Annotated in this window: 15 protein-coding genes; 1 reads left to right on the forward strand and 14 read right to left on the reverse strand. The window is 73.2% G+C overall.

Annotated elements, in window-relative coordinates; all coding sequences use genetic code 11:
- Window positions 1–54: 54 nt before the first annotated feature.
- The 7 genes from ACFWDO_RS15220 to ACFWDO_RS15250 form a co-directional block, all read right to left on the reverse strand.
- Complete coding sequence (locus ACFWDO_RS15220) at window positions 55–1,401, reverse strand: glycoside hydrolase family 6 protein (RefSeq protein WP_380347015.1); 1,347 nt, start codon at window positions 1,399–1,401, stop codon at window positions 55–57.
- A gap of 172 nt (window positions 1,402–1,573) precedes the next feature.
- Entirely contained in the window at window positions 1,574–2,767 is a 1,194-nt protein-coding gene (locus ACFWDO_RS15225) for a glycoside hydrolase family 76 protein (protein WP_380326197.1), read from the reverse strand.
- Window positions 2,768–2,913: 146 nt separating this feature from the next.
- Window positions 2,914–5,979, reverse strand: a complete 3,066-nt coding sequence (locus ACFWDO_RS15230) for an alpha-mannosidase (RefSeq protein ID WP_380326194.1) — start codon at window positions 5,977–5,979, stop codon at window positions 2,914–2,916.
- Window positions 5,980–6,039: 60 nt separating this feature from the next.
- Window positions 6,040–6,951: a carbohydrate ABC transporter permease gene (locus ACFWDO_RS15235; RefSeq protein ID WP_380326191.1), complete on the reverse strand. Its 912-nt coding sequence runs from the start codon at window positions 6,949–6,951 to the stop codon at window positions 6,040–6,042.
- A complete protein-coding gene (locus tag ACFWDO_RS15240) occupies window positions 6,951–7,886 on the reverse strand; it encodes a carbohydrate ABC transporter permease (protein ID WP_380347017.1) in 936 nt (311 codons plus the stop codon). The genes ACFWDO_RS15235 and ACFWDO_RS15240 overlap by 1 nt, the downstream gene beginning before the upstream one ends.
- Window positions 7,887–7,890: 4 nt before the next feature.
- The gene (locus ACFWDO_RS15245; RefSeq protein WP_380325881.1) at window positions 7,891–9,249 is read right to left on the reverse strand and encodes an ABC transporter substrate-binding protein; all 1,359 of its coding nucleotides are present in this window, start codon (window positions 9,247–9,249) and stop codon (window positions 7,891–7,893) included.
- A 136-nt stretch (window positions 9,250–9,385) separates the two neighbouring features.
- Window positions 9,386–10,633 carry an ROK family protein gene (locus tag ACFWDO_RS15250; RefSeq protein WP_380325884.1) on the reverse strand — a complete coding sequence of 416 codons (1,248 nt, stop codon included), beginning with the start codon at window positions 10,631–10,633 and terminating at the stop codon, window positions 9,386–9,388.
- 133 nt (window positions 10,634–10,766) lie between these two features.
- On the opposite strand from ACFWDO_RS15250, the gene ACFWDO_RS15255 reads away from it, so the two are divergent.
- Window positions 10,767–11,750 carry an acetylxylan esterase gene (locus tag ACFWDO_RS15255; protein WP_380325887.1) on the forward strand — a complete coding sequence of 328 codons (984 nt, stop codon included), beginning with the start codon at window positions 10,767–10,769 and terminating at the stop codon, window positions 11,748–11,750.
- Between the two features lie 46 nt (window positions 11,751–11,796).
- Here ACFWDO_RS15255 and ACFWDO_RS15260 read toward each other — a convergent pair whose 3' ends face one another.
- The 7 genes from ACFWDO_RS15260 to metG form a co-directional block, all read right to left on the reverse strand.
- Window positions 11,797–12,741: a 4-(cytidine 5'-diphospho)-2-C-methyl-D-erythritol kinase gene (locus ACFWDO_RS15260; RefSeq protein ID WP_380325890.1), complete on the reverse strand. Its 945-nt coding sequence runs from the start codon at window positions 12,739–12,741 to the stop codon at window positions 11,797–11,799.
- Entirely contained in the window at window positions 12,738–13,610 is an 873-nt protein-coding gene (gene rsmA, locus ACFWDO_RS15265) for a 16S rRNA (adenine(1518)-N(6)/adenine(1519)-N(6))-dimethyltransferase RsmA (protein WP_380325893.1), read from the reverse strand. The genes ACFWDO_RS15260 and rsmA overlap by 4 nt, the downstream gene beginning before the upstream one ends.
- A 65-nt stretch (window positions 13,611–13,675) precedes the next feature.
- Window positions 13,676–15,043 (reverse strand): G5 domain-containing protein, encoded by a 1,368-nt coding sequence (locus ACFWDO_RS15270; RefSeq protein ID WP_380325896.1) that lies wholly within the window; start codon window positions 15,041–15,043, stop codon window positions 13,676–13,678.
- Between the two features lie 368 nt (window positions 15,044–15,411).
- Window positions 15,412–16,707: a transglycosylase family protein gene (locus ACFWDO_RS15275; protein WP_380324273.1), complete on the reverse strand. Its 1,296-nt coding sequence runs from the start codon at window positions 16,705–16,707 to the stop codon at window positions 15,412–15,414.
- A 184-nt stretch (window positions 16,708–16,891) separates the two neighbouring features.
- Window positions 16,892–18,109 (reverse strand): ubiquitin-like domain-containing protein, encoded by a 1,218-nt coding sequence (locus ACFWDO_RS15280; protein ID WP_380324270.1) that lies wholly within the window; start codon window positions 18,107–18,109, stop codon window positions 16,892–16,894.
- Window positions 18,110–18,182: 73 nt separating this feature from the next.
- Window positions 18,183–19,097, reverse strand: a complete 915-nt coding sequence (locus ACFWDO_RS15285; protein WP_380324267.1) for a TatD family hydrolase — start codon at window positions 19,095–19,097, stop codon at window positions 18,183–18,185.
- A gap of 2 nt (window positions 19,098–19,099) precedes the next feature.
- Window positions 19,100–20,719 (reverse strand): methionine--tRNA ligase, encoded by a 1,620-nt coding sequence (gene metG / locus ACFWDO_RS15290; protein ID WP_380324264.1) that lies wholly within the window; start codon window positions 20,717–20,719, stop codon window positions 19,100–19,102.
- Between the last annotated feature and the right edge of the window lie 32 nt (window positions 20,720–20,751).

The raw sequence follows: 20,751 nt of genomic DNA on the forward strand, positions 1-20,751 counted from the left end.
GACAGCGGCATCGGGCCGGATGCCGCGACAGATCCCGTGCTCGAGGGTCACCCGTCAGCGCAGGTGCCCCGGCCTGGACGACGCGGCAGGCAGGGCGGGGTTCGCGAGCTCGATGAGCTCGCGCGCCTGCTCGGGGAACCATGCGCCGGCGGCCGGGTCCTGCATGCCGCGCTCGGGGTCGAGCGGGCCGCCGGTGCCGCGGAAGCACTCGCCGTCGGACTCGCCGGGCACCTTGATCCACAGGCGCGCGTCGACGTACGGGTCCTCGACGTCGAGGTTCGGCAGCTGGCCGAGCCCGCGGCCGGGCGGGTTGCACCACACCTCGGCGTCCGTGTACTTGCCCGCGGGGGCGGCCCAGGACCCCTGCCCGTTGCGGCTGGTGTCGAGGATCGCGTGCTTCTGGGTCGCGACGTCGCGCACCAGACCCTGGTCGGCGAACGCCTGGTCGTAGGTGGCGTCCGTGAGGTTCCAGGTGGAGGTGTCGTCGAACGTCGCGGGCCAGTACTGGCTCTGGCACGACGTCGCGGGGAAGGAGGAGCGGCTGGTGAGGGCGAGGCAGTCGCTGACCCAGCTCGCGTAGTGCGCGAGGCGGGCGTCGCTCTCGTAGTTGGAGACGTTGATGAAGAAGCCGTCGGCCTGGGCGACGTTCGCCCGGGTGAGGCGGATGGCGGCGTCGCCGGGGCTGAGCCAGCTGCTGCCGGTGCCGTCGAGGTAGACCTTCGTGCGAGGCAGGGCCGACAGGACGTCGACCGCGTGGGAGAGCTGCGCGAAGCGCTGGTCGGCGGCGGTGGCCGGGTCGAGCTCGTCGGGCCGGCAGCTCTCCAGGTTCCCGTTGATGTCCTCGTGCCACGGGATGACGCCCAGCCCGTCCGGCTCGACGACGACGATGGCCTCGCGCTTCCCGATCCCGGCGGCGAGCCCTTCGATCCAGCGCGCGTACGCGTCGCCGTCCGCGGCGCCGCCGGCCGAGTACAGGGAGCAGTCGCGGTACGGGATGTTGTAGGCGACGAGCACCGGCACCGCGTCGGCCTTGTCCGCGCGGGTCACGAGGTCGGACGCCTCGCGGCGCACCTTGCGCGGGGTGCCGTCGGTGAACCAGGTGGCCGACGGGATGCGAGCGAGCCGCAGCGCGTCCTCGCGCGCCTGCCCCTCGAGGCCCGCGGCGTGCTCGACGGTCGAGCTCTGCGGGTCGACGTAGATGCCGCCGAGCTCGGCGTCCCAGCGGTCGTGACCCTTGCCGTGCCCGTTCCCGTGCCCGTTGCCATGGCTGGTGCCGTGGCCGTGCCCGCTGCCCCCTGGGCCGTGTGCCGTGGCCGTCGGCGCGGCGGTCAGCCCGGCCACGGCGACGAGCAGTGCCGCGGTGAGCGCGACGGCGCGCGAGCGCCGGATGGATGACGTCATCGTCATGGTCTCCTCACATCATCGAGAGATGAACACCGTGGGAGCGCTCCCACACCCATGCTGGCGAGAAGAGACGTCCACGCGGTGGCGTGAGCACACCACGACCGGTCCCCGTCGGTCAAGGCACGTCGCCGCGGGCGCCGGCCCGCGGCGACGTGCCGACCGCCCGTGGTCAGTACAGGATCGACGCCTTGCCGCGCGGCCACGCGAGGGTGGCGTAGATCTGCACCATGGCGGCCTGGCCGAGCAGCTCGGTGGTCTCGCCGTCCGCGGGGAACAGCCCCGTCTCCGGGTCACGCACGTCGCGCCACTGCGCGTCCGCGTAGTCAGCCATGGCGTCGCGGTAGGTGTCCCCTCCCGTGACCGACTCCAGCAGCAGGAGGTTCTTGAACCAGATGGAGTTGAAGAACATGGGCTGCCCGTCGAGGCGTCCCTCGGTGACGTAGTAGCGGTACGACGCCCGCGCGACCGCCTCCGCCCTGCGCAGGTACTCCTCCTTGCCCGTCGCCTCGTACAGGAGGGTGTAGGTGCCCACCGGCACGCCCTGGTTGTACGACCAGTGGGTGGTGTCGATGGAGCCGTCGAGCTTGATGTTGTCCCAGTAGAGGCCGTCGGGGGCGAGCAGGTAACGGTCGGTCCAGTCCGTCATCCGCTCGGCCCAGCGCAGGTAGTGCTGCTCCCCCGTGATCAGGTACAGCCGGGTGGCGAGCTGCGCGCCGGGCATCGTGGAGACGGTGTTGCGGTCCGTGCTCCACGTCGCCTGGGTCCAGAAGACGCCGCCGGGCGCGGGGTGGCTCGGGTCGGTGTCCCACCCGGACTCGACGAGCGCGAAGATCTCCTTCGCCCGGCTCAGGGCGTCCTGGTCCCCCGTGTCGAGGTACTGCTGCACCTTCGCGAGGGCGACCCACTCGTTGTCGTCGTAGAACATGTCCCCGCCGTCGCCGTACGGGGCGCGGGGATAGGAGTCGTAGCCGGGCAGACCGGTCGTGCCGCCGCCCGCGTTCCAGTACCGCTCCTGCCCGACGCCGCGGTCGACGAGGTCGTCGGCGAACCCGCGGCCCGTGGCGCCGGGGATGCCCGCGAGGTCGAGCGTCGCGATGTGCGCCTGCGAGAACGGCCACTCGAACGAGTACGTCCGGTCGTCCGCCTTGCTCGGGTGGTGCTCCAGGTACAGCGACGACCCGTCATCGGCGTACAGGTGCTCCTGCATCGCCTCGTAGCTGGCCACCGCCCGCGCCTCCTGCGTGCGCGGCGACACGCCGGGCCCGTGCCCTCCCGCGTCGTCGGCGGACGCCGGCGCGACCGCCGCCGCCCCCATCACGCACGCCAGCGTGGCGACCGTACCGACTGCTCTGGTGAACCTCATCGTCACTCCTTCGCTCGGTGGTGCTCGGTCCCGCGAGGTAGTTCGCGTTTCCGCGAGGTAGTTCAGGCCGGCCCCAGCAGGGCTGCCCACCCCACGGAGCCGCGAACTACCTCGCGGAAACGCGAACTACCTCGCGGTGGATGACGTCAGCGGCGCACGCGCAGCGTGACCACCTGGAACGGGGACAGCTCGAGGAGCACGTCGTCCCCGTCGCGCTGCGCGGCGTCCAGCTCCCGCTCCAGCAGGTCGGTCACGACCACGCCGGTGTGCTCGAACGCCGGCGTGACGCGGGCCCGGGTGCGCCCGCCGCGGCTCTCGTACAGCCGCACGACGACGTCGCCGCTGCCGTCCTCGGCGAGCTTGACGGCCTCCACGACGACGGCGTCGTCGTCCACCGCGACGAGCGGCTCGACGCCGTGGTCGCCGGCGACGACGCGCTCGGGGAGGTTGAGGGCGTAGCCCGCCTCGATGGCGTCGTCGATGCCGGCGCCGACGACGAGCTCGCAGGTCAGCTCGTGCTCGCCCTGGTCGGCGTCGGGGTCCGGGAACATCGGCGCGCGCAGCAGCGACAGGCGCACCGTGGTACCGCGGGCACCCTGGGCGTCGGTCGCGTCGTCGGTGCGGGTGCGGGTGATGTCGTGCCCGTACGTGGAGTCGTTGGCGACGGCGACGCCGAAGCCCGGCTCCCCCACGTGCACCCACCGGTGCGCGACGGTCTCGAACCGTGCGTGGTCCCACGACGTGTTGACGTGCGTGGGCCGGTGCACGTGCCCGAACTGGATCTCCGACGTCGCGCGCTCGGCGCGCACGTCGAGCGGGAACGCGAGCTTGAGGAGCTTCTGCCGCTCGTGCCAGTCGACGCGGGTGGTGATGCGCAGGCCGCGACCGTCCGCGGGGAGCGCGAGGTCCTGCTCGACGCGCGACGACCCGAACTCGCGCAGCACCCGCAGCGCGGGGCCGGCGTCGGTGGCGACGACCTCGATCTTCGCCACGTCCGCGAGGTCGGTGGTGGCGCGGCGGTAGTGCTCGTCGATGTCCCACGCCTCCCACTCGTTGGGGACGTCGCGGTGCAGCTGGAGCAGGTTCGCCCTCGCGCCCGGCAGGACCGCCTCGCGCGCGGTCGCCCGGTCGACGGCCGACACGACGTGCCCGTTCCCGTCGACGACGATGCGCACCAGGTCGTTCTCGAGCACCCAGCCGTCGGCGTCGGCCACCTGAGCGGGCACCGGAGCCACGGTCCCCGCCCCGCGCGGCGCGTCGAGGGCGGTGGCCCCGAGCCCGGCGACGCCGGCGCGCGCGAACGGCCCGGCGTTGACGGCGACCGGCCGGTCGCCCTCGCCGACGAGGGCGCGCAGGGCGTCGTCGATGATCTCCTCGAGCTCGCGGGCGACCTCGGCGTAGTTGCGCTCGGCCTCGCGGTGCACCCACGCGATGGACGACCCGGGCAGGATGTCGTGGAACTGCTGCAGCAGCACGGTGCGCCACAGCCGCTGGAGGCGCTCGGCGGGGTAGTCCGCCCCGACCCGCACCGCCGCCGTCGAGGCCCACAGCTCGGCCTCGCGCAGCAGGTGCTCGCTGCGGCGGTTGCCGCGCTTGGTGCGGGCCTGCGACGTGTAGGTGCCGCGGTGGTACTCGAGGTACATCTCCCCCGTCCACGTGGGCGGGGCGGCGTACTCGGCGCGCGCGGCGTCGAAGAACGCCTGCGAGTCGGACAGCTCGACGCGCGGCGAGCCCTCGAGGTCGTGGGTGCGGCGGGCCGCGGCCACCATCTCGCGGGTGGGGCCGCCGCCGCCGTCGCCGAAGCCGAACGGCACGAGCGACGTGTTGGCGCGGCCCTTCTCGGCGTACTGCCGCTCCGCGCGGGCCAACTCCTCGGCGCTCAGGTCCGAGTTGTAGGTGTCCACCGGCGGGAAGTGCGTGAACACCCGCGACCCGTCGATGCCCTCCCACCAGAAGGTGTGGTGCGGCATCGTGTTCGTGTCGTTCCACGAGATCTTCTGCGTGAGGAAGTTGTCGCTGCCCGCCAGCCGGGCGAGCTGCGGCAGGGCCGCCGTGTACCCGAAGGAGTCCGGCAGCCACACCTCCTTGGGCTCCACGCCCAGCTCCTCGATGAAGTACCGCTTGCCGGCCACGAGCTGGCGGGCCAGCGCCTCGCCGCCCGGCATGTTGGTGTCCGACTCGACCCACATGCCGCCGACGGGCACGAACCGGCCCTCGCGGACCCGCTCGCGGATCCGCTCGAACAGCTCCGGGAAGTGCTCCTGCACCCACGAGTACTGCTGCGCCGAGGAGCACGCGAACTTCACGTCGGGGTCCTCGTCCATGAGGGACAGCACGTTGGAGAACGTGCGCGCGCACTTGCGCACCGTCTCGCGCGTGGGCCACAGCCACGCGGAGTCGATGTGCGCGTGCCCGACGGCGTGCACGCGGTGCGCCGACGCGGCGGCCGGGGCCGCCAGGGCCGGGGCGAGCGCCGCACGGCCCGCGGCGGCGGTGCCGGACACGTCGTCCGGGTCGACGGCGTCGAGCATGTCCTCCAGCGCGCGCAGCACCTCGGCGGCGCGGGGCGTGGTGCCGGGCAGCACACGCACCAGCCCGTGCAGGGCGCGCACGTCCTGCAGCAGCTCCCACACCGTCGTGTCCACGAGGGCCACGTGCATGGTGCGCAGGGCGTAGATCGGGTCGGGCCCGGAGGTCTCCCAGGCCCCCATCCGGGTGGGCCGCGTCCAGGCCCCGCCCGGGACGTCGGGGTTGGCGGCGGCCTCGAGGAAGACGTCGACGCGGCCGGCGCCGTCCAGGGCCTGGCCGGCGACGAGCGGCACGTGCTGGTTGCGGGGCTCGACGGCCTTGATGATGCGGCCGTCCGGCGTCCACGCGGTGCCCTCGGCCTGGAAGCCCGGCCCGGCGCCGGTGAAGCCGAGGTCGACGAGTAGCTCGACGCGCGTCCCGGCGGGCGCCGCGTCACCGGTCCAGCCCGCGGGGACGTCGCCGGTCACGTGGAACCACGTGGTGTCCCACGGGCGGCCCCACGGGGCGCCGATCGCGAACGGCGCGTACGTGGCGCGGACCGCCTCGGCGAACGGCACCGGCTCCCCGCCGACGGTCCACGCCTCGACGTCGAGCGGACGGGTCTCGCGCAGGACGGCGGGCTCGAGCCAGTCCTTGACGAAGCGCTGGAGGCGCATGGTGGTGCGGGTGGTGGTGTCGTGCATGGATCAGGCTCCTGGGACGGGGTGGGGCAGTGGGGCGGGTGGTGCGACGGCAGGGCGGAGTCAGCCCTTGACCGCTCCGGCGAGCGCGAACGAGCCGCCGGAGAGCCGCGAGACGAGCACGTAGAGCGCGACCGCGGGGATGGAGTAGAGCATCGAGTAGGCCGCGAGCTGGCCGTAGGCGACCGACCCGTACTGGCCGAAGAAGGCGAAGATGCTCACGGCTGCCGGCTGCTTCTCGGGGGTCAGCAGCAGCACGAAGGGGACGAAGAAGTTCCCCCAGGCCTGGATGAACACGAAGATGAACACGACGGCGATGCCCGGGCGCATGAGCGGCAGCACGATGGTGCGCAGCGTGGTCATCGCAGACGCGCCGTCGGTCCACGCCGCCTCCTCCAGGGAGATCGGCACGGAGTCCATGAAGTTCTTCGTCATCCAGATCGCCATCGGCAGCGACGTGGCGGCCATGAAGAACGTGGTGCCCGGCAGCGAGTCGAGCAGGTTGAGCCGCACGAACAGCGAGTAGACCGGCACCATCATGGCCGTGATCGGCAGGCAGGTGCCGAACAGGACGGCGTACATGAACGGCTTGTTGAAGCGCATCTTGTAGCGCGACAGCGGGTAGGCCGCCAGCACGGACGCGACCACCGTGATGAGCCCGGTGCCCGCCGACAGCAGGGACGCGTTGGCCAGCGGCACCCACGTCTGCTCGGGGGTCATGACGGCCGTGTAGTTCGCGAGCGTGAACTCCTCGGGGAGCCGGACGGCCAGGGTGGCGCTCGCGTCGAGCGACGCGAGCACGATCCAGCCGAGCGGCAGCAGGAAGCACACGCCGACGACGACGAGCACGGCGTTCGACAGTCCGCGCGCGGCGCGGGGGCCGGGCGCGGCGACGGACGGCGAGGTGCGACGTCGGGCCGGCGGCACAGGCGCGAGTGCGACGTCCGGCGTGGGCGCGGGAACGGTCCGGGCCATCAGTCGACCTCCGGCTTCAGGCTGCGGATGTACACGACGGCGAACACGGCGCCGATGACCAGCATCACCGTGGCGATCGCCGTGCCGTAGCCGACCTGGGCGAACTTGAACGCCTCCTGGTAGGCGAGGATCGGCAGCGTCGAGCTGTCGGTGCCGGGGCCGCCGCCCGTCATCACGTAGATGAGGGTGAACACGGACAGCGTCTGCAGCGTCGTGAGCATGAGGTTGGTCGAGATGCTGCGGCGGATCGTGGGCAGCGTGACCCACACGAGCCGCTGCCAGCCGTTGGCGCCGTCGACGGTCGCCGCCTCGGTGATCTCGGGCGGCACCTCCGAGATCGCGGCGGAGTAGACCATCATCGAGAAGGCGGTGCCGCGCCACACGTTGGCGAGGATGACGGCGAGCATGGGGTAGTCGAACAGCCAGTCCGGGCCGCTGATCCCGACGCCCGCGAGCAGCGAGTTCAGCGTGCCGTCGGCGTGGAAGAAGGCGTAGGCCGCGAAGGCCGCGACGATCTCGGGCAGCACCCACGCCGTCACGACCAGCGTCGAGACGGCGGTCCGCACGGGCTTCAGCGCGGACCGCATGAGCATCGCGAGCCCGAGCCCGGCGACGTTCTGGCCGATCACGGCCGACGCGATCACGAACAGCACCGTCAGCCACAGGGCCTTCGGGAAGTCCGGGTCGCTGAGCAGCGCGACGTAGTTGTCCAGCCCCACCCACTCGGGCGCGAGCGCGTTCGGTCCGGTGAGCGCCGCGTTGGTGAACGAGCCGTAGAACGACCAGACGACCGGCCCGAGCATGAACAGGGCGAGCAGGACGACGGCGGGGAGCAGCGGCACGAGGCGGCCGGCGGTGCGGCGCACCGGAGTGCGCCGCACCGTCCGCGGCCCCGCGCCCGGCGCCGCGGCGGGCGCGGGGGCGAGGGCGGTCACGTCGTCAGCCGTTCGTCGTGTTCTCTTCGCCGACCTGGGCGATCACGGCCTTGTCGTAGACGGCAGCCGCCTCCTCGGGCGACTGCTGGCCGGTCATCACCGATTCCATGGCGACCTGGATCGCGTTGGAGATCTGGGCGTAGTCGGACGTGGCGGGGCGGAAGTTCGTCACCTCGACGAGGTCGGAGAAGAACGGCACCGTCGGGTTCGCCTCGGCGTACGAGGGCTCGGCGGCGACGTCGGTGCGCACCGCGATCTGGCTGTTGTCGATCGCGAACCGCAGGGAGTTCTCCTTGTCGAGGGCGTGCGTGAGGACGTCGAACGCCACGTCGGGGTTCTTGGATCCGGCGCCGATCGCCATCGTCCAGCCGCCCGACATGCTCACCGCGCCGGGTGCCTGGCCCTCCTGGGTCGGCATGGCGGCCGTGCCCATGACGTCCGTCCACTCGGGCCAGGGCGCCGTGCCCGCCTCGAGCCAGGTGCCGGGCATCCACGAGCCGTCGAGCGAGATGCCGAGCTTGCCCTTCGGCAGCCACTCCGCGGAGACGGTGTTGCCCACGTTCGGGTCGAGCGCCTGCTGCGGCGTCGGGGCAAGGCCCTCGGTGTAGATGGTCTTGATGAAGTCGAGCGAGTCCAGGAACTCCTGCGAACCGACGACCCACTTCGAGGAGTCGGTGTCGTAGAGCGTGCCGCCCGTTCCGTACAACAGCATCTCGAAGCCCTGCATCGTCGAGCCCTCGCCCATCGGCTTGCCCGAGTAGACGTTGAGCGGGATGACGTCCGGCTCCGCCTTCTTGATCGCGCGGGCGGCCTCGAGCAGCTCGTCCCAGCTCTTCGGCGCCCAGTCGTCGGGCAGCCCGGCCTTCGCGAGGACGTCCTTGTTGAACCACAGGCCGCGGGTGTCGGTGCCCATCGGGACGCCGTACGTCTTGCCGTCGTCGCCCAGGCCGGCCTGCTTGGCCTGGTCCACGAACTGGCCCCAGTCCTCCCAGTCGGCGAGGTAGTCGTCCATCGGCAGCAGGTACCCGGCCTCGACGTCCGACTTGATCATGAACGTGTCCTCGTACATGAGGTCGGGTGCGGTGGCCGGTGCCCGGTTCATGAGCGCGAGCTTGGTGAAGTAGTCGTTCTGGCTGGCCTCGATCGGCACGAGCTCGATCGTGACGTCGGGGTTCTCCTTCTCGTACTCGGCCTTGACGTCCTTGAACAGCTCGTCGGCCTGCGTGAAGTTGCCGAACTTCTGGTAGGCGATCTTGATCGTCGCGTCGCCGTCGCCCCCGCCGTCCCCGGAACCGCAGGCGCCGAGGGTGAGGACGAGTGCCGTGACCGCGGTGCCCGCGGCGAGGGGTCGTGCCAGTCGCATGGTGCTCCTTTGCCCACATGAGTGGCCCGACGACGCCGGGCCGGCTGACGCGATTAACTCAAGCGAATGGAGTTAACCATGTCAAGGGCGGGCGCGGCCGGCGGGGCCATCAGGGGGCGGGACGACGGACGGTGGGCTATGCGCGCGCGGCGGCCTGCGAGGGCGCGGCGCCGACGAGCCCCGAGGGCCGCGGGGTGAAGAGTCCGTCCAGCACCAGGCTGGCCGCACCCACCGCGCCCACGTGGTCGCCGACGGCGGAGCCCAGCACCTCCACGGGGTGCACCTCGCGCAACGACGACTGCAGCGTCAGCTCGCGCCGCACCACCGGCAGGTAGTGCGGGGCGAGGCGGTCCCACGCCGGGCCGCCGAACACCACGACCCCCGCGTCCACGAGGTCCGCCACCACCGTGATCCCCCGGGCCACGCGCCGCGCGGACACCTCGAGGATCCCCGTCGCGACGGCGTCGCCGTCGGCGGCGTGCCGGCACAGCGTCGTCAGCGCGGCGTCGAGCTCACGAGGCGACGACGCGGGCGTGCCGGGCGGCAGGACGCCGCGCTCGACCGCCTCCGCGACGAGCGTGGCCGGCGCCGCGGAGACGCCGATGCAGCCGCGGTTGCCGCAGCCGCACAGCGGGCCGTCGCTGTCGACCACGAGGTGCCCCACCTCGCCGGCGTTGCGCGACGTGCCCGACAGCAGCTCGCCGTCGTGCGCCACCGCGACGGCCACGCCGAAGCCCGAGTAGAAGAAGAGGGACGTGCCCTGCAGCATCCGGTTGCCGCGCCACAGCTCGGCCACCATCGCCGCCGACACGTCCTTGCCGAGCACGACGTCGAAGCCGGTCGCGGCGGCCAGGAGGTCGCGCACCGGCACCTCGTCCCAGCCGTCCAGCAGAGGCGGCCGGATCACGGTGCCGGCGTCGAGGTCGACGGGCCCGGGGGCGGCCACGCCCAGGCCGAGCACCGCCTCCCGGTCCACGCCCGCGCGCCGGAGCATCGCGTCCGTCGCCGCCGCGACCGCGGCCGCCACGGCCTCGGGACCGACCGGCGTCGGCTCCACGACCTTCTCCACGGTGCGCCCGTCGAGGTCGACGAGCACCGACGTCACGACCACCGGGTCGATGTGGGTACCCAGCGCGTACGCACCCCGCGGGTCGAGGTAGAGCATCGTGCGGGGCTTGCCGCGGCCGACCGACCGCCGCTCCCCCTCCACGACGTACCCGTGCGCGATGAGCCGCGCGACGATGTTCGACACCGCCTGCAAGGACAGCCCCGTCCCCGCGGCGAGCTCGCTGCGGCTGGTCCCGTGCGACGCCCGCCGCACCTGGTCGAGCACCACCATCTGGTTGAAGTCGCCGACCCGCGGCAGATTCGTCCCGCGACGCACCCTGTCCTCACCCCGTCCGTCCGATGGGGTGCAGCGTAGACGTCCGACGAGGGGAAACGTTCTCCACGCTCCCTGCCCGGCCGCTACAGTGCAGCCGACACCGCAGAGCCGCAGGAAGTCCCGGAGGAACCCGATGGCGCAGTTCGACCTGCCCGTGCCCGAGCTCGAGGCCTACGTCCCGACCATCGACGAGCCCGCCGACTTCGACGACTTCTGGTCGCAGACGCTCGTCGGGTCCCGGGCGCACGACGACGCCCCCACGCTCGAGCGCGCGGACACCGGTCTCACGGAGCTCGTCGTCGACGACGTGACGTTCCCCGGGTTCGACGGCCAGCCGGTCAAGGCGTGGCTGACGCGCCCTGCCCGCGCGGACGGCCCCCTGCCGGCCGTCGTCGAGTTCGTCGGGTACGGCGGCGGGCGCGGCCTGGCGCACGACCACCTCGGCCTCGCCGCGGCGGGATACGCGCACCTCGTCATGGATACTCGCGGGCAGGGCTCCGGCTGGGGCCACGGCGGCGACACCCCCGACCCGGTGGGCAGCGGCCCCGCCTCCCCCGGCTTCATGACCCGCGGCGTGCTCGACCCGCACGACCACTACTACCGGCGCGTCTTCACCGACGGTGTGCGGGCCGTGGACGCGGTGCGCCACGTCGAGGGCGTCGACCCCGCGCGCGTCGCCGTCATGGGCACCAGCCAGGGCGGCGGCATCGCGATCGCCGTGGCCGGGCTCGTGCCGGACCTCGCCGCCGCCGTCCCGAACGTGCCGTTCCTGTGCCACTACCGCCGGGCGGTGCAGATCTCCGACGCCTTCCCGTACGGCGAGATCACGCAGTACCTGTCCGTGCACCGCGAGCACGAGGACGCCGTCTGGCGCACCTTCTCCTACCTGGACGGCGTCTCGTTCGCCCGTCGGGCCCGCGCCGCCGGCCTGTTCTCGACCGCGCTGCGCGACGACGTCTGCCCGCCGTCCACCGTCTACGCCGCGTACAACCAGTGGGGCGCGCTGGGCGGCACCGCGCCCGACAAGGCGATCGACGTCTACCCCTACAACCGCCACGAGGGGGGCCAGGGCTACCGCTTCGCCCCGACCCTCTCGTGGCTGGGCAAGCACCTCTGACGGGCGCTGCCACGCTCGATCCCTCCCCGGGGGAGCGGCGGCAGGGTCAGGGCAGCAGGCGGGCGCCGTGGGCGGGGCCGGACGTGCACCACACGGAGTCGGCGGCGCCCTCGGCGGTCCATGACGCGGCGACGGCGAGCGCGTGCTGGCGCGACCGGGCGAGCGCGGCGACGGTGGGCCCGGAGCCGGACACGAAGGCGCCCAGCGCCCCGGCCTCGCGCGCGACGGCGAGGGTGCGCTCCAGCTCGGGACGCAGCGACAGCGCGGCCGGCTCGAGGTCGTTGTGCAAGGCGGCGCCGAGGGCGTGCGCGTCGCCCGCGCGCAGCGCCTGCATCAGGCCGGTGTCGGCCTCGATCGCGGGCTCGTCCGGCGTCCGCCCGGAGCCGGACGCGAGCTCGTCGAACCGGCCGTACACGGCGGGCGTCGACAGGCCCTCGGCCTGCGTGGCGAACACCCAGTGGAACTCTCCGCGCGTCATCGCCGGCGTCAGCAGGTGGCCGCGGCCGGTGCCGACGGCGGTGTGCCCCAGCAGCGCGAAGGGGACGTCGGACCCGAGGCCCGCGGCGAGCTCGGTCAGGTCGTCGCGGCCCAGACCCGTCTGCCACAGCGCGTCGCAGGCGACGAGCGTCGCGGCGGCGTCGGCCGAGCCGCCCGCCATGCCTCCGGCCACGGGTACGCCCTTGGCCAGGTGCAGCGCGACGTCGGGAGCCGTGCCGACCCGCTCCGCCACGGCGACCGCCGCCCGCCAGGCGAGGTTCGCCCCGTCCACCGGCACCTGGTCGGCCTGCGGGCCCTCGACGGTGATCGTCACGCCGGAGCCCTCGGGCACCTGCGTGGCCGTGACCTCCTCGTAGAGGGCGACGGCCTGGAAGATCGTCGCCAGCGGGTGGTACCCGTCCTCCTGCACCGCGCCGACGCGCAGCGACAGGTTCACCTTCCCGGGCGCGCGCACGCGGACCGACGGCGACGGCGCGGCGGCGAGGTGGGTCACGCGTCCACCGTGCCAGCCGCGACGGGAAGCTGCTCGGCGATGCGCGCGAAGTCGGCGACCTCGAGGCGCTCGCCCCGGAGGCCGGGGTCGACGCCGGCGGCGCGCAGCGCCTCCTCGGCCGCGGCCCCGGAGCCGAAGGTGCCGGAGAGGGCGGCGCGCAGGGTCTTGCGGCGTTGCGCGAAGGCGGCGTCGACGACGGCGAACACCTGCTCGCGCGTCGCGGTGGTCGCGGGCGGGTCGCGCCGCTCGAGCCACACGAGCGCGGAGTCCACGTTGGGCTCCGGCCAGAACACGTGCCGGCTGACGTTGAGCGACCGGCGCGCGTCGGCGTACCAGGCCGCCTTCACGGACGGCACCCCGTAGGTGCGCGACCCGGGGCCGGCGGCGAGGCGGTCGGCCACCTCCGCCTGCACCATCACGAGCACCTTCTCCAGGCTGGGGAACCGCTGCAGGAAGGTGAGCAGCACCGGCACGGCGACGTTGTACGGGAGGTTCGCGACGAGCGCCGTGGGCGGCTCCCCGGGCAGCTCCGTGACCTCGAGGGCGTCGGCGGGCACCACTTCGAAGTCGGCCTCGGGGGCGTGCTTGCGCACCGTCTCGGCGATCTGGCCCGCCAGCACCGGGTCGATCTCGACCGCGACGACGGACGCGCCGGCCTCCAGCAGCCCGAGGGTCAGCGACCCCAGGCCGGGCCCGATCTCGACCACCCGCTCCCCCGGGCGCAGGCCGGCCGCGCGGACGATCTTGCGCACCGTGCCGCCGTCGTGCACGAAGTTCTGCCCGAGCTGCTTGGTGGGGCGCACGCCGAGGCGCCCTGCCAGCTCGCGGATCTCCGCAGGGCCGAGCAGGGCGCCAGGGGTGTCGGTCATGGGGGCGAGTCTATTCGGCGGCCCGCCCCGTGCCGGTCCGTTCGGTCCGGTGTCCCCGGACCGACTCAGTACCAGCCGACGGACTGCGAGTGGCCCCACGCACCGCACGGGGTGCCGTAGCGGCCGGAGATGTAGTCGAGGCCCCACTCGATCTGGGTGGCCGGGTTGGTCGCCCAGTCGGAGCCCGCGGTCGCCATCTTCGAGCCGGGCAGCGCCTGCGGGATGCCGTAGGCGCCGGACGACGGGTTGGCCGCCGAGGCGTTCCAGCCCGACTCCTTGGTCCACAGCGACTCGAGGCACGTCCACTGCGAGCCGGACCAGCCGCGCGCGGCCGCCATCTGCTGGCCGATCGACCGGGTCGAGCCGGAGTACGTCGGCTCCTTCGGCTCCGGCTCGGGGCGCTCCTTGGTGCCCTTGACGAGCACGCCGGTCACGGGCTTGGTCGTGATCTTGTCCGACACCTTGGTCTTCTTGACGACCTTGCCGTCGACGGTCGTGACCTGGTTGACGATCGTTCGCTCGCCGTCCTTGCCCTTCGTCGCGACCTTCGCGTCGAGGTCCGAGTACCGGGAAGCCGACTTCTTGGTCACGGTCTTGTGGTCGACGGCCCTGGTGGTCGTGACCTTCTTGGTCTCGACGCGCTGCACGACGACGGCGACCTGCGGAGCGGCGGGGGCCTGCGCCGCGGCCTGCTCGACCGTCGCGCCGGCCGTGCCGGCCTTCTCGCCGGCCTTCTCGCCGGCCTTGGCCGCCTGCTTCTGCTCCTGCGCCACGGCGGTCGCGACGTGCTTCTTCACCTCGCCGTTGGCGGCGTCGGTGACGTGCACGCGGTCCTTGTCGCCGAGCTTCACGTCCGCCTCGGCCAGGACGGCCTCGACGTCGTCGGCGCCCTCGACGACGTCCGCGGAGCCGTCGTGGACCACGGCCACGGGGCCGTCGGTGTCGACGTCCACGGGCAGCGAGGCGCGCTCGCCGTCGCGGGAGGCGACGATGCGCACGTCGGGGCCGCGGGCGGTCAGGGTGTCGAGCGCCTCGGCGGCGTCCAGGGCGGTGACCCAGGCGTCGGTGCGCTTGCCGTCCACCTGGAGGTCGAGCTCCTTGCCGGTGCGGACGACGATGTCGGCGCCGTCCTCGAGGTCGGAGCCCGCGGCGGGCGTCACGAGGTCGCGGTCGTCGACCGTGACGCCCTGCGAGCCGAGCAGGTCGTCGACGGAGTCGGAGTAGGAGGTCACCGTGCGCACGTCGCCGTCCACGTCGAGCGTGACGGTCTTGCGGGCGTCCGCGTAGGCGACGGCGCCGCCCGCGACGGCGACGGCGGCCGCGGTCGCGGCGGCCACGAAGGGCCAGCGGCGGCGGGCGCGGGTCGGGCCGGTCGCGGTGGTGTCGTCGGCCGGCACGGCAGGCGTGGGCGAGGTCTGGGGGCTGCGGGTCACGAGAGTCCAGTCGTCGTGCTGTCCGGGCACGGTCGTCGGTGGCGGGCCTGGACGACCCGTCACACGCCGGGGCGGCGCTCGGCGCCTGCCTCCGGCCTCCCCGCCTGGAGGCGCGGAGTCCGACCCACCGATCCGGCGGTCCGCCCGCCGCGGCGCATACACCTGAACGGTGGCACTCGCATGCGGGACACCCGACCGTAACCGACTCGTTATGAAGAACCTAATCCTGCGGGCGCCCGTTGACGGACTCCACGCCCTCCCCACAGCCCCGACACACGCCCGTCGACCGTCCCGACGCACGACCGCCCGGACCGACGGGGTCGGTCCGGGCGGTCGTCGCGCTCAGGCGGCCGGTGCGGCGGCTCGGGTCAGAGCAGGCCGAGCTTGGCCGCGCAGCCGGGCCACTGGCCCCAGCCCGACTGGGCCTGGAGCTTCTGGGCGATCCGGGTCTGCTCCGCGGCGGTGTTCTCCGACGGGAGGCCGCTGCCGCCCATCGCCTGCCACGTCTGCAGCGAGAACTGGTACAGGCCGTAGTAGCCGTTGCCGGTGTTCGTGGCGGGGTTGCCGCCGGACTCGCACTGGGCGAGCTGGGCCCACACGCCGGCCGGCGCCGAGCCGAGGTCCTTGCTGGGCGTCGTCGAGCCGCTGGAGGACGAGGAGGACGAGGACGAGCTGCTCGACGTCGTCTTCGGCTCGGGCTCCGGCTCGGGACGAGCCTTGGTGCCCTCGACGACGACCTCCGTGACCGGCTTGGTCGTCACCTTGTCGGAGAGCTTCTTCTTCGCGACGACCTTGCCGTCGACGGTGGTCACGCGGTAGGTGAGGGTCCGCTCGCCGTCCTTGCCCGCCTGGGTGATCTTGCTGCCCAGGTCGGCGTAACGGTCGGAGTCCTTCTCCGTGCGCGACTTGTGGTCGACCGCGACCTTCTTGGCGACCTTCTTGGTCTCGACGCGCTCGATGACGATGCGCACCGCGGGGTCACCCACGGCCTTGGCCGGCTGGCTCTCGACGAAGACGTGGTCGTCCTTGTCGACGGTGAGGCCGAGGCCCTGGAGGATCGCGTCGAGGCCGACGGAGCCGTCGTCGACCACCGTGGTGGTGCCGTCGGCGACCACGGCGACCGGCTGGTCGGCGTCGAGCTGCAGGGGCAGCGACGCGCGGTCGCCGGAGCGGGACGCGACGAGGGAGACGTCGGAGCCGCGCGCGTCGAGGCCGCGGAGCGCCTCCTCGGCGTCGAGCGCGGTGACCCACACGTCGTCCTGCTGGCCGTCGACGTCGACCGTGAGCTCGTGGCCGGTCCGCACCACGACCTGGGAGCCGTCGCGCAGCGCGGCGTCGGTGCCGGGGGTGACGGAGTCGCGCTCGCCGACCTCGACGCCCTGGGCGTCGAGCAGGCCGGCGACGGAGCCGGAGAAGGTCTGGACGGTCTTCGTCTCGCCGTCGATGTCGAGCGTCACGTTCTTGTGCGCGCTGGCGTAGGCGGTGGCCGCCCCGCCGGCGACGACGAGGGCGCCTGCCGCGAGGCCCGCGATCAGCGGGAGGCGGCGGCGACGGGTCGCGGTCGCGGTGCCGGAGTCGGACGCCTCAAGCGTCGACTCGGCCGAGGGATGGGGAGTCTCGTTCGAGGAGTTCACACAGGTCCAGTCGTCGTGCGATCCGGCCACGACGGCGGGTGCCCGACTGGCTGTCGGGTCCGGGTCGATCCGGTGGCTCCGAAGACCGTAACCGGATCGTGACTATCGGCCAAGCCCGGATGCGCTACTGATGCCCGCCTCTGTCCCTCGCTGTCCGAAAAGTCGGGACGAGCGAGGTGACCCGACTCACACGCGGACCGTCACGCGACGAGGGTCAGTACCAGCCGACCGACATCGAGTGGCTCCACGCCCCGCACGGGGTCCCGTAGCGGCCCGCGATGTAGCCCAGACCCCACTCGATCTGGGTCGACGGGTTGGTGCGCCAGTCCGCGCCGGCGGACGCCATCTTGGTGCCAGGCAGGGCCTGCGGGATGCCGTACGCCCCGCTGGACGGGTTCTCCGCGTTCCAGCGCCAGCCGGACTCCTTGTCCCACAGCTTCTCGAGGCAGACGTACTGGTCGGCGCCCCAGCCCCGCTCGGCCGCCATCGCCTTGCCGATCGCCTTCGCGGACCCCGGGTCCGGGTTCGCCGACGAGACGTCGAGCGTGCCCACGACGATCACCTCGGTCACGGGCTCGCGCGTCACCTTGCGGTCCAGCACGGTCCGCTGCACCTCGGCGCCGTCGAGCGTGCGTACCTCGTAGGTGGTCACGCGCTCTCCCGGGACGCCCGAGGTGCGGACCACCTCGTAGCCCTTCGGCAGCTCGGCGGACTCGACCCGCTCCGTCTCGAACGGGACGACCTCGGTGACCCGGTCGGCGTCCGTGTCGCCGCGGCTGACCATCACGACCATGCCGTCGACGGCCGCCGCGCCGAGCGGCACCGACGTGCGGTCCTGCTCACCGAGGGTGATGTGCGCCGTCGCCAGGACGTCGCGGACCGTGGCCTGCGTCGTGCGGATCGGCAGCACGAGGCCGTCCACGGCCACCTGCACCGTCTTCATCGTCGAGACGCGGACGGGGGCGCGGTCCAGCGGGGCGGTGCGCGACGCCGACGTCACCGCCTTGTCGCCGCGCGGGCCGAGCGCGGCCAGCAGCTCCCCCACCGTGTGCGCCGTCGTCGGGAAGGTCGTGACCTCGCCGTCGATCTCCACGGTCACCTCGCGGCTGGAGCGCACGACGACCTCGCCGCCGTCCTTGGCGGCCGACGTCACCGCGGGCTGGACCAGGTCGTCCGGGCCGGGGGTGATGTGGTGGGAGCGCAGCACCTCGGCGACGGTGGTGCCGTACGCGTCGACGGTCGCGACGCGGCCGTCGTAGTCGATGGTCACGGACTTGTGCGCGTGCGCGACGACGGCGGTGCTGCCCACCAGCGCGACCACGACCGCACCGTGCACGACGTGCCGCGCGGGGCCCGTGAGCGCCCCGCGGCGCGGGGTCGACCGACCGGCCGTCGACTCGTCCGACGCCCGCTCCGCCCTCGATCTCCGCACGAGCACCAGACCGTAACGGAACCGTGACCAGGGGGGAAGCCCCCGACCGCTCACCGGCCCCTCACCGGCCCCCTCACCACGCGCCGTACACGCGCTCGGACGTCGCCGAGAGCGACCGGCACACCTCGTCCAGCGGGCGCTCGAGCACCTCGGCCATCGCCCGCACGGTGTGCGCCGCGACGTACGGGGCGTTCGGCTGCCCGCGGTACGGGTGCGGCGGCAGGTAGGGCGCGTCCGTCTCGACCAGCACCAGGTCCAGCGGCACGGCGCGCAGCGCCGCCCGCAGGTGGTCGTTCTTCGGGTACGTCACCGGGCCGGCGAAGGACAGGAACCAGCCGTGCTCCGCGGCCAGGGTGGCCATCTCCTCGTCGCCGGAGTAGCAGTGGAACACCGTGCGCTCCGGGGCGCCGTCGGCCAGCAGCACGTCGATCACCTGGGCGTGCGCGTCCCGGTCGTGGATCTGCAGCGCCAGGCCGAGCTCCTTGGCCAGGGCGACGTGCGCGCGGAACGCCTCGCGCTGCACCGCCTCGCCGCGGGGGCCGGTGCGGAACAGGTCCATCCCCGTCTCCCCGATCGCGCGCACGCGGTCGTGCGACCGCGCCGCCTGCGCCACGCGGGCGAGCGCGTCGTCGAGGGGGACGGCGTGGTGCGGCGCCGGGTCGGGCTCGAGGCCGTCCGGGCCCACCTCCCGCACGCCGGCGTGCAGCACGGCCTCGTTGGGGTGGATCGCCACGGCGGCGAGCACGCCCGGGTGGCCCGCGCCGAGCAGGTCGACGGTCCAGTCGATGCCGGGCAGGTCGCAGCCCACCTGCACGACCCGGTCCACGCCGGCCGCCCCCGCGCGGGCGAGGTGCTCGGCGACGCTGGGCGACGGGACGTCGTCCGGGAGCACGCCCGCGATCGCGTCGAGGTGCGTGTGGTTGTCCGCGACCGGGACGGGCAGGGGCTCCGGGTCCGTCGGGAACCCGCGCTCGCGCTTGCGGGCCACGATCAGGCGTCGTCGGCGAGACGCGGGAAGAGCGCGGCGCCCTTCGTCACGGTGGTCCCCGCGGGCAGGGCCCCGAACGTGGCCGCGCCCGCGACCGGCTGCGCGTCGAGCGCGCCCAGCGCGGGCTCGGCGCCCAGCGCCTCCCACAGCGCCTGGGCAGCCTTCGGCGTCACCGGGTTGAGCAGCACGGCGAGCGAGCGCAGCGCCTCCGCGGCGGTCACGAGGGACGTCGCGAGCCGGCCGCCGTCGACGCCGCGGCCGTCCTCGTCGGTCTCGCCGTCCGCCTTCGCGACCTTCCAGGGCTGCGTCTCGGTGAGGTAGACGTTGGTCGCGTCGACGAGCGTCCAGGCGGCGCCGACGGCGTCGTGGATCGCCAGCCGGTCGATGGCGGCCTCGGCGTCGGCGACGGCCTTCGCGGCGACCGCCTCGAGGTTCGTCTCGAGGTCGGTGGCCGGGCCGGGGGTCGGCAGCGTGCCGCCGAAGTACTTGCCGATCATCGCGGCCGTGCGCGACGCGAGGTTGCCGAACCCGTTGGCGAGCTCGCCGTGGTAGCGCGCGACCATGTCCTCCCAGGAGAACGAGCCGTCGCCGCCGAACGCGATGGTCCGCATGAAGTAGTAGCGGAACGCGTCCGAGCCGAACGTGTCGATGATGTCGGCGGGCGCGATGCCGGTCAGGCGCGACTTGCTCATCTTCTCGCCGCCCACCAGCAGCCAGCCGTGCGCGAAGACGCGCTTCGGCAGCGGCAGCCCGGCCGCCATGAGCATCGCCGGCCAGATGACGGCGTGGAACCGCAGGATGTCCTTGCCGACCAGGTGCACGTCGGCCGGCCACGTCCGCGCGAACTTGTCCCGCGCCGCCTCGTCGTCGGCGCCGTAGCCGACGGCCGTGGCGTAGTTGAGCAGCGCGTCGAACCACACGTACAGCACGTGCTTGTCGTCCCACGGGATCGGGATGCCCCAGTCGAACGTGGACCGCGAGATCGACAGGTCCTGCAGGCCCTGCTTGACGAAGCCGATGACCTCGTTGCGGGCGCTGGCCGGCTGCACGAACTCGGGGTGGTCCTCGTACAGCGCGAGGAGGCGGTCCGCGTACGCGCTCATCCGGAAGAAGTAGTTCTCCTCCGCGAGCATCTCCACCGGCTTGAGGTGGATGGGGCACAGCTTCTGGCCCTCGTGCTCGCCGGTGCCGTCGACCAGGTCGCCCGGGAGCTTGTACTCCTCGCAGCCCACGCAGTACGGGCCCTCGTACGAGCCGGAGTAGATCTCGCCCTTGTCGTACAGGTCCTGCAGGAAGGTCTGTACCGCGGTCTCGTGCCGCTCCTGCGTGGTGCGGATGAAGTCGTCGTTGCGCACGTCGAGCGTCTCCAGCACGGGCTTCCACGCCGACTCGACGAGGCGGTCGGCCCACTCCTGCGGGCTGACGCCGTTCGCCTCGGCGGTGCGCAGCACCTTCTCGCCGTGCTCGTCGGTGCCGGTGAGGAACCAGACGTCCTCCTGGCGCTGGCGGTGCCAGCGGGTGACGACGTCGGCCGCGACCGTCGTGTACGCGTGCCCGATGTGGGGGGCGTCGTTGACGTAGTAGATCGGCGTCGTCAGGTAGAAGGTCGCGGGCTCCGGCATGGTGCCCATCGTAGTTGCGCCCCGGCGGCGAC

Origin of the sequence: Isoptericola sp. NPDC060185 (assembly GCF_042728595.1) — a bacterium.
In the GTDB taxonomy this organism is placed as follows: domain Bacteria; phylum Actinomycetota; class Actinomycetes; order Actinomycetales; family Cellulomonadaceae; genus Isoptericola.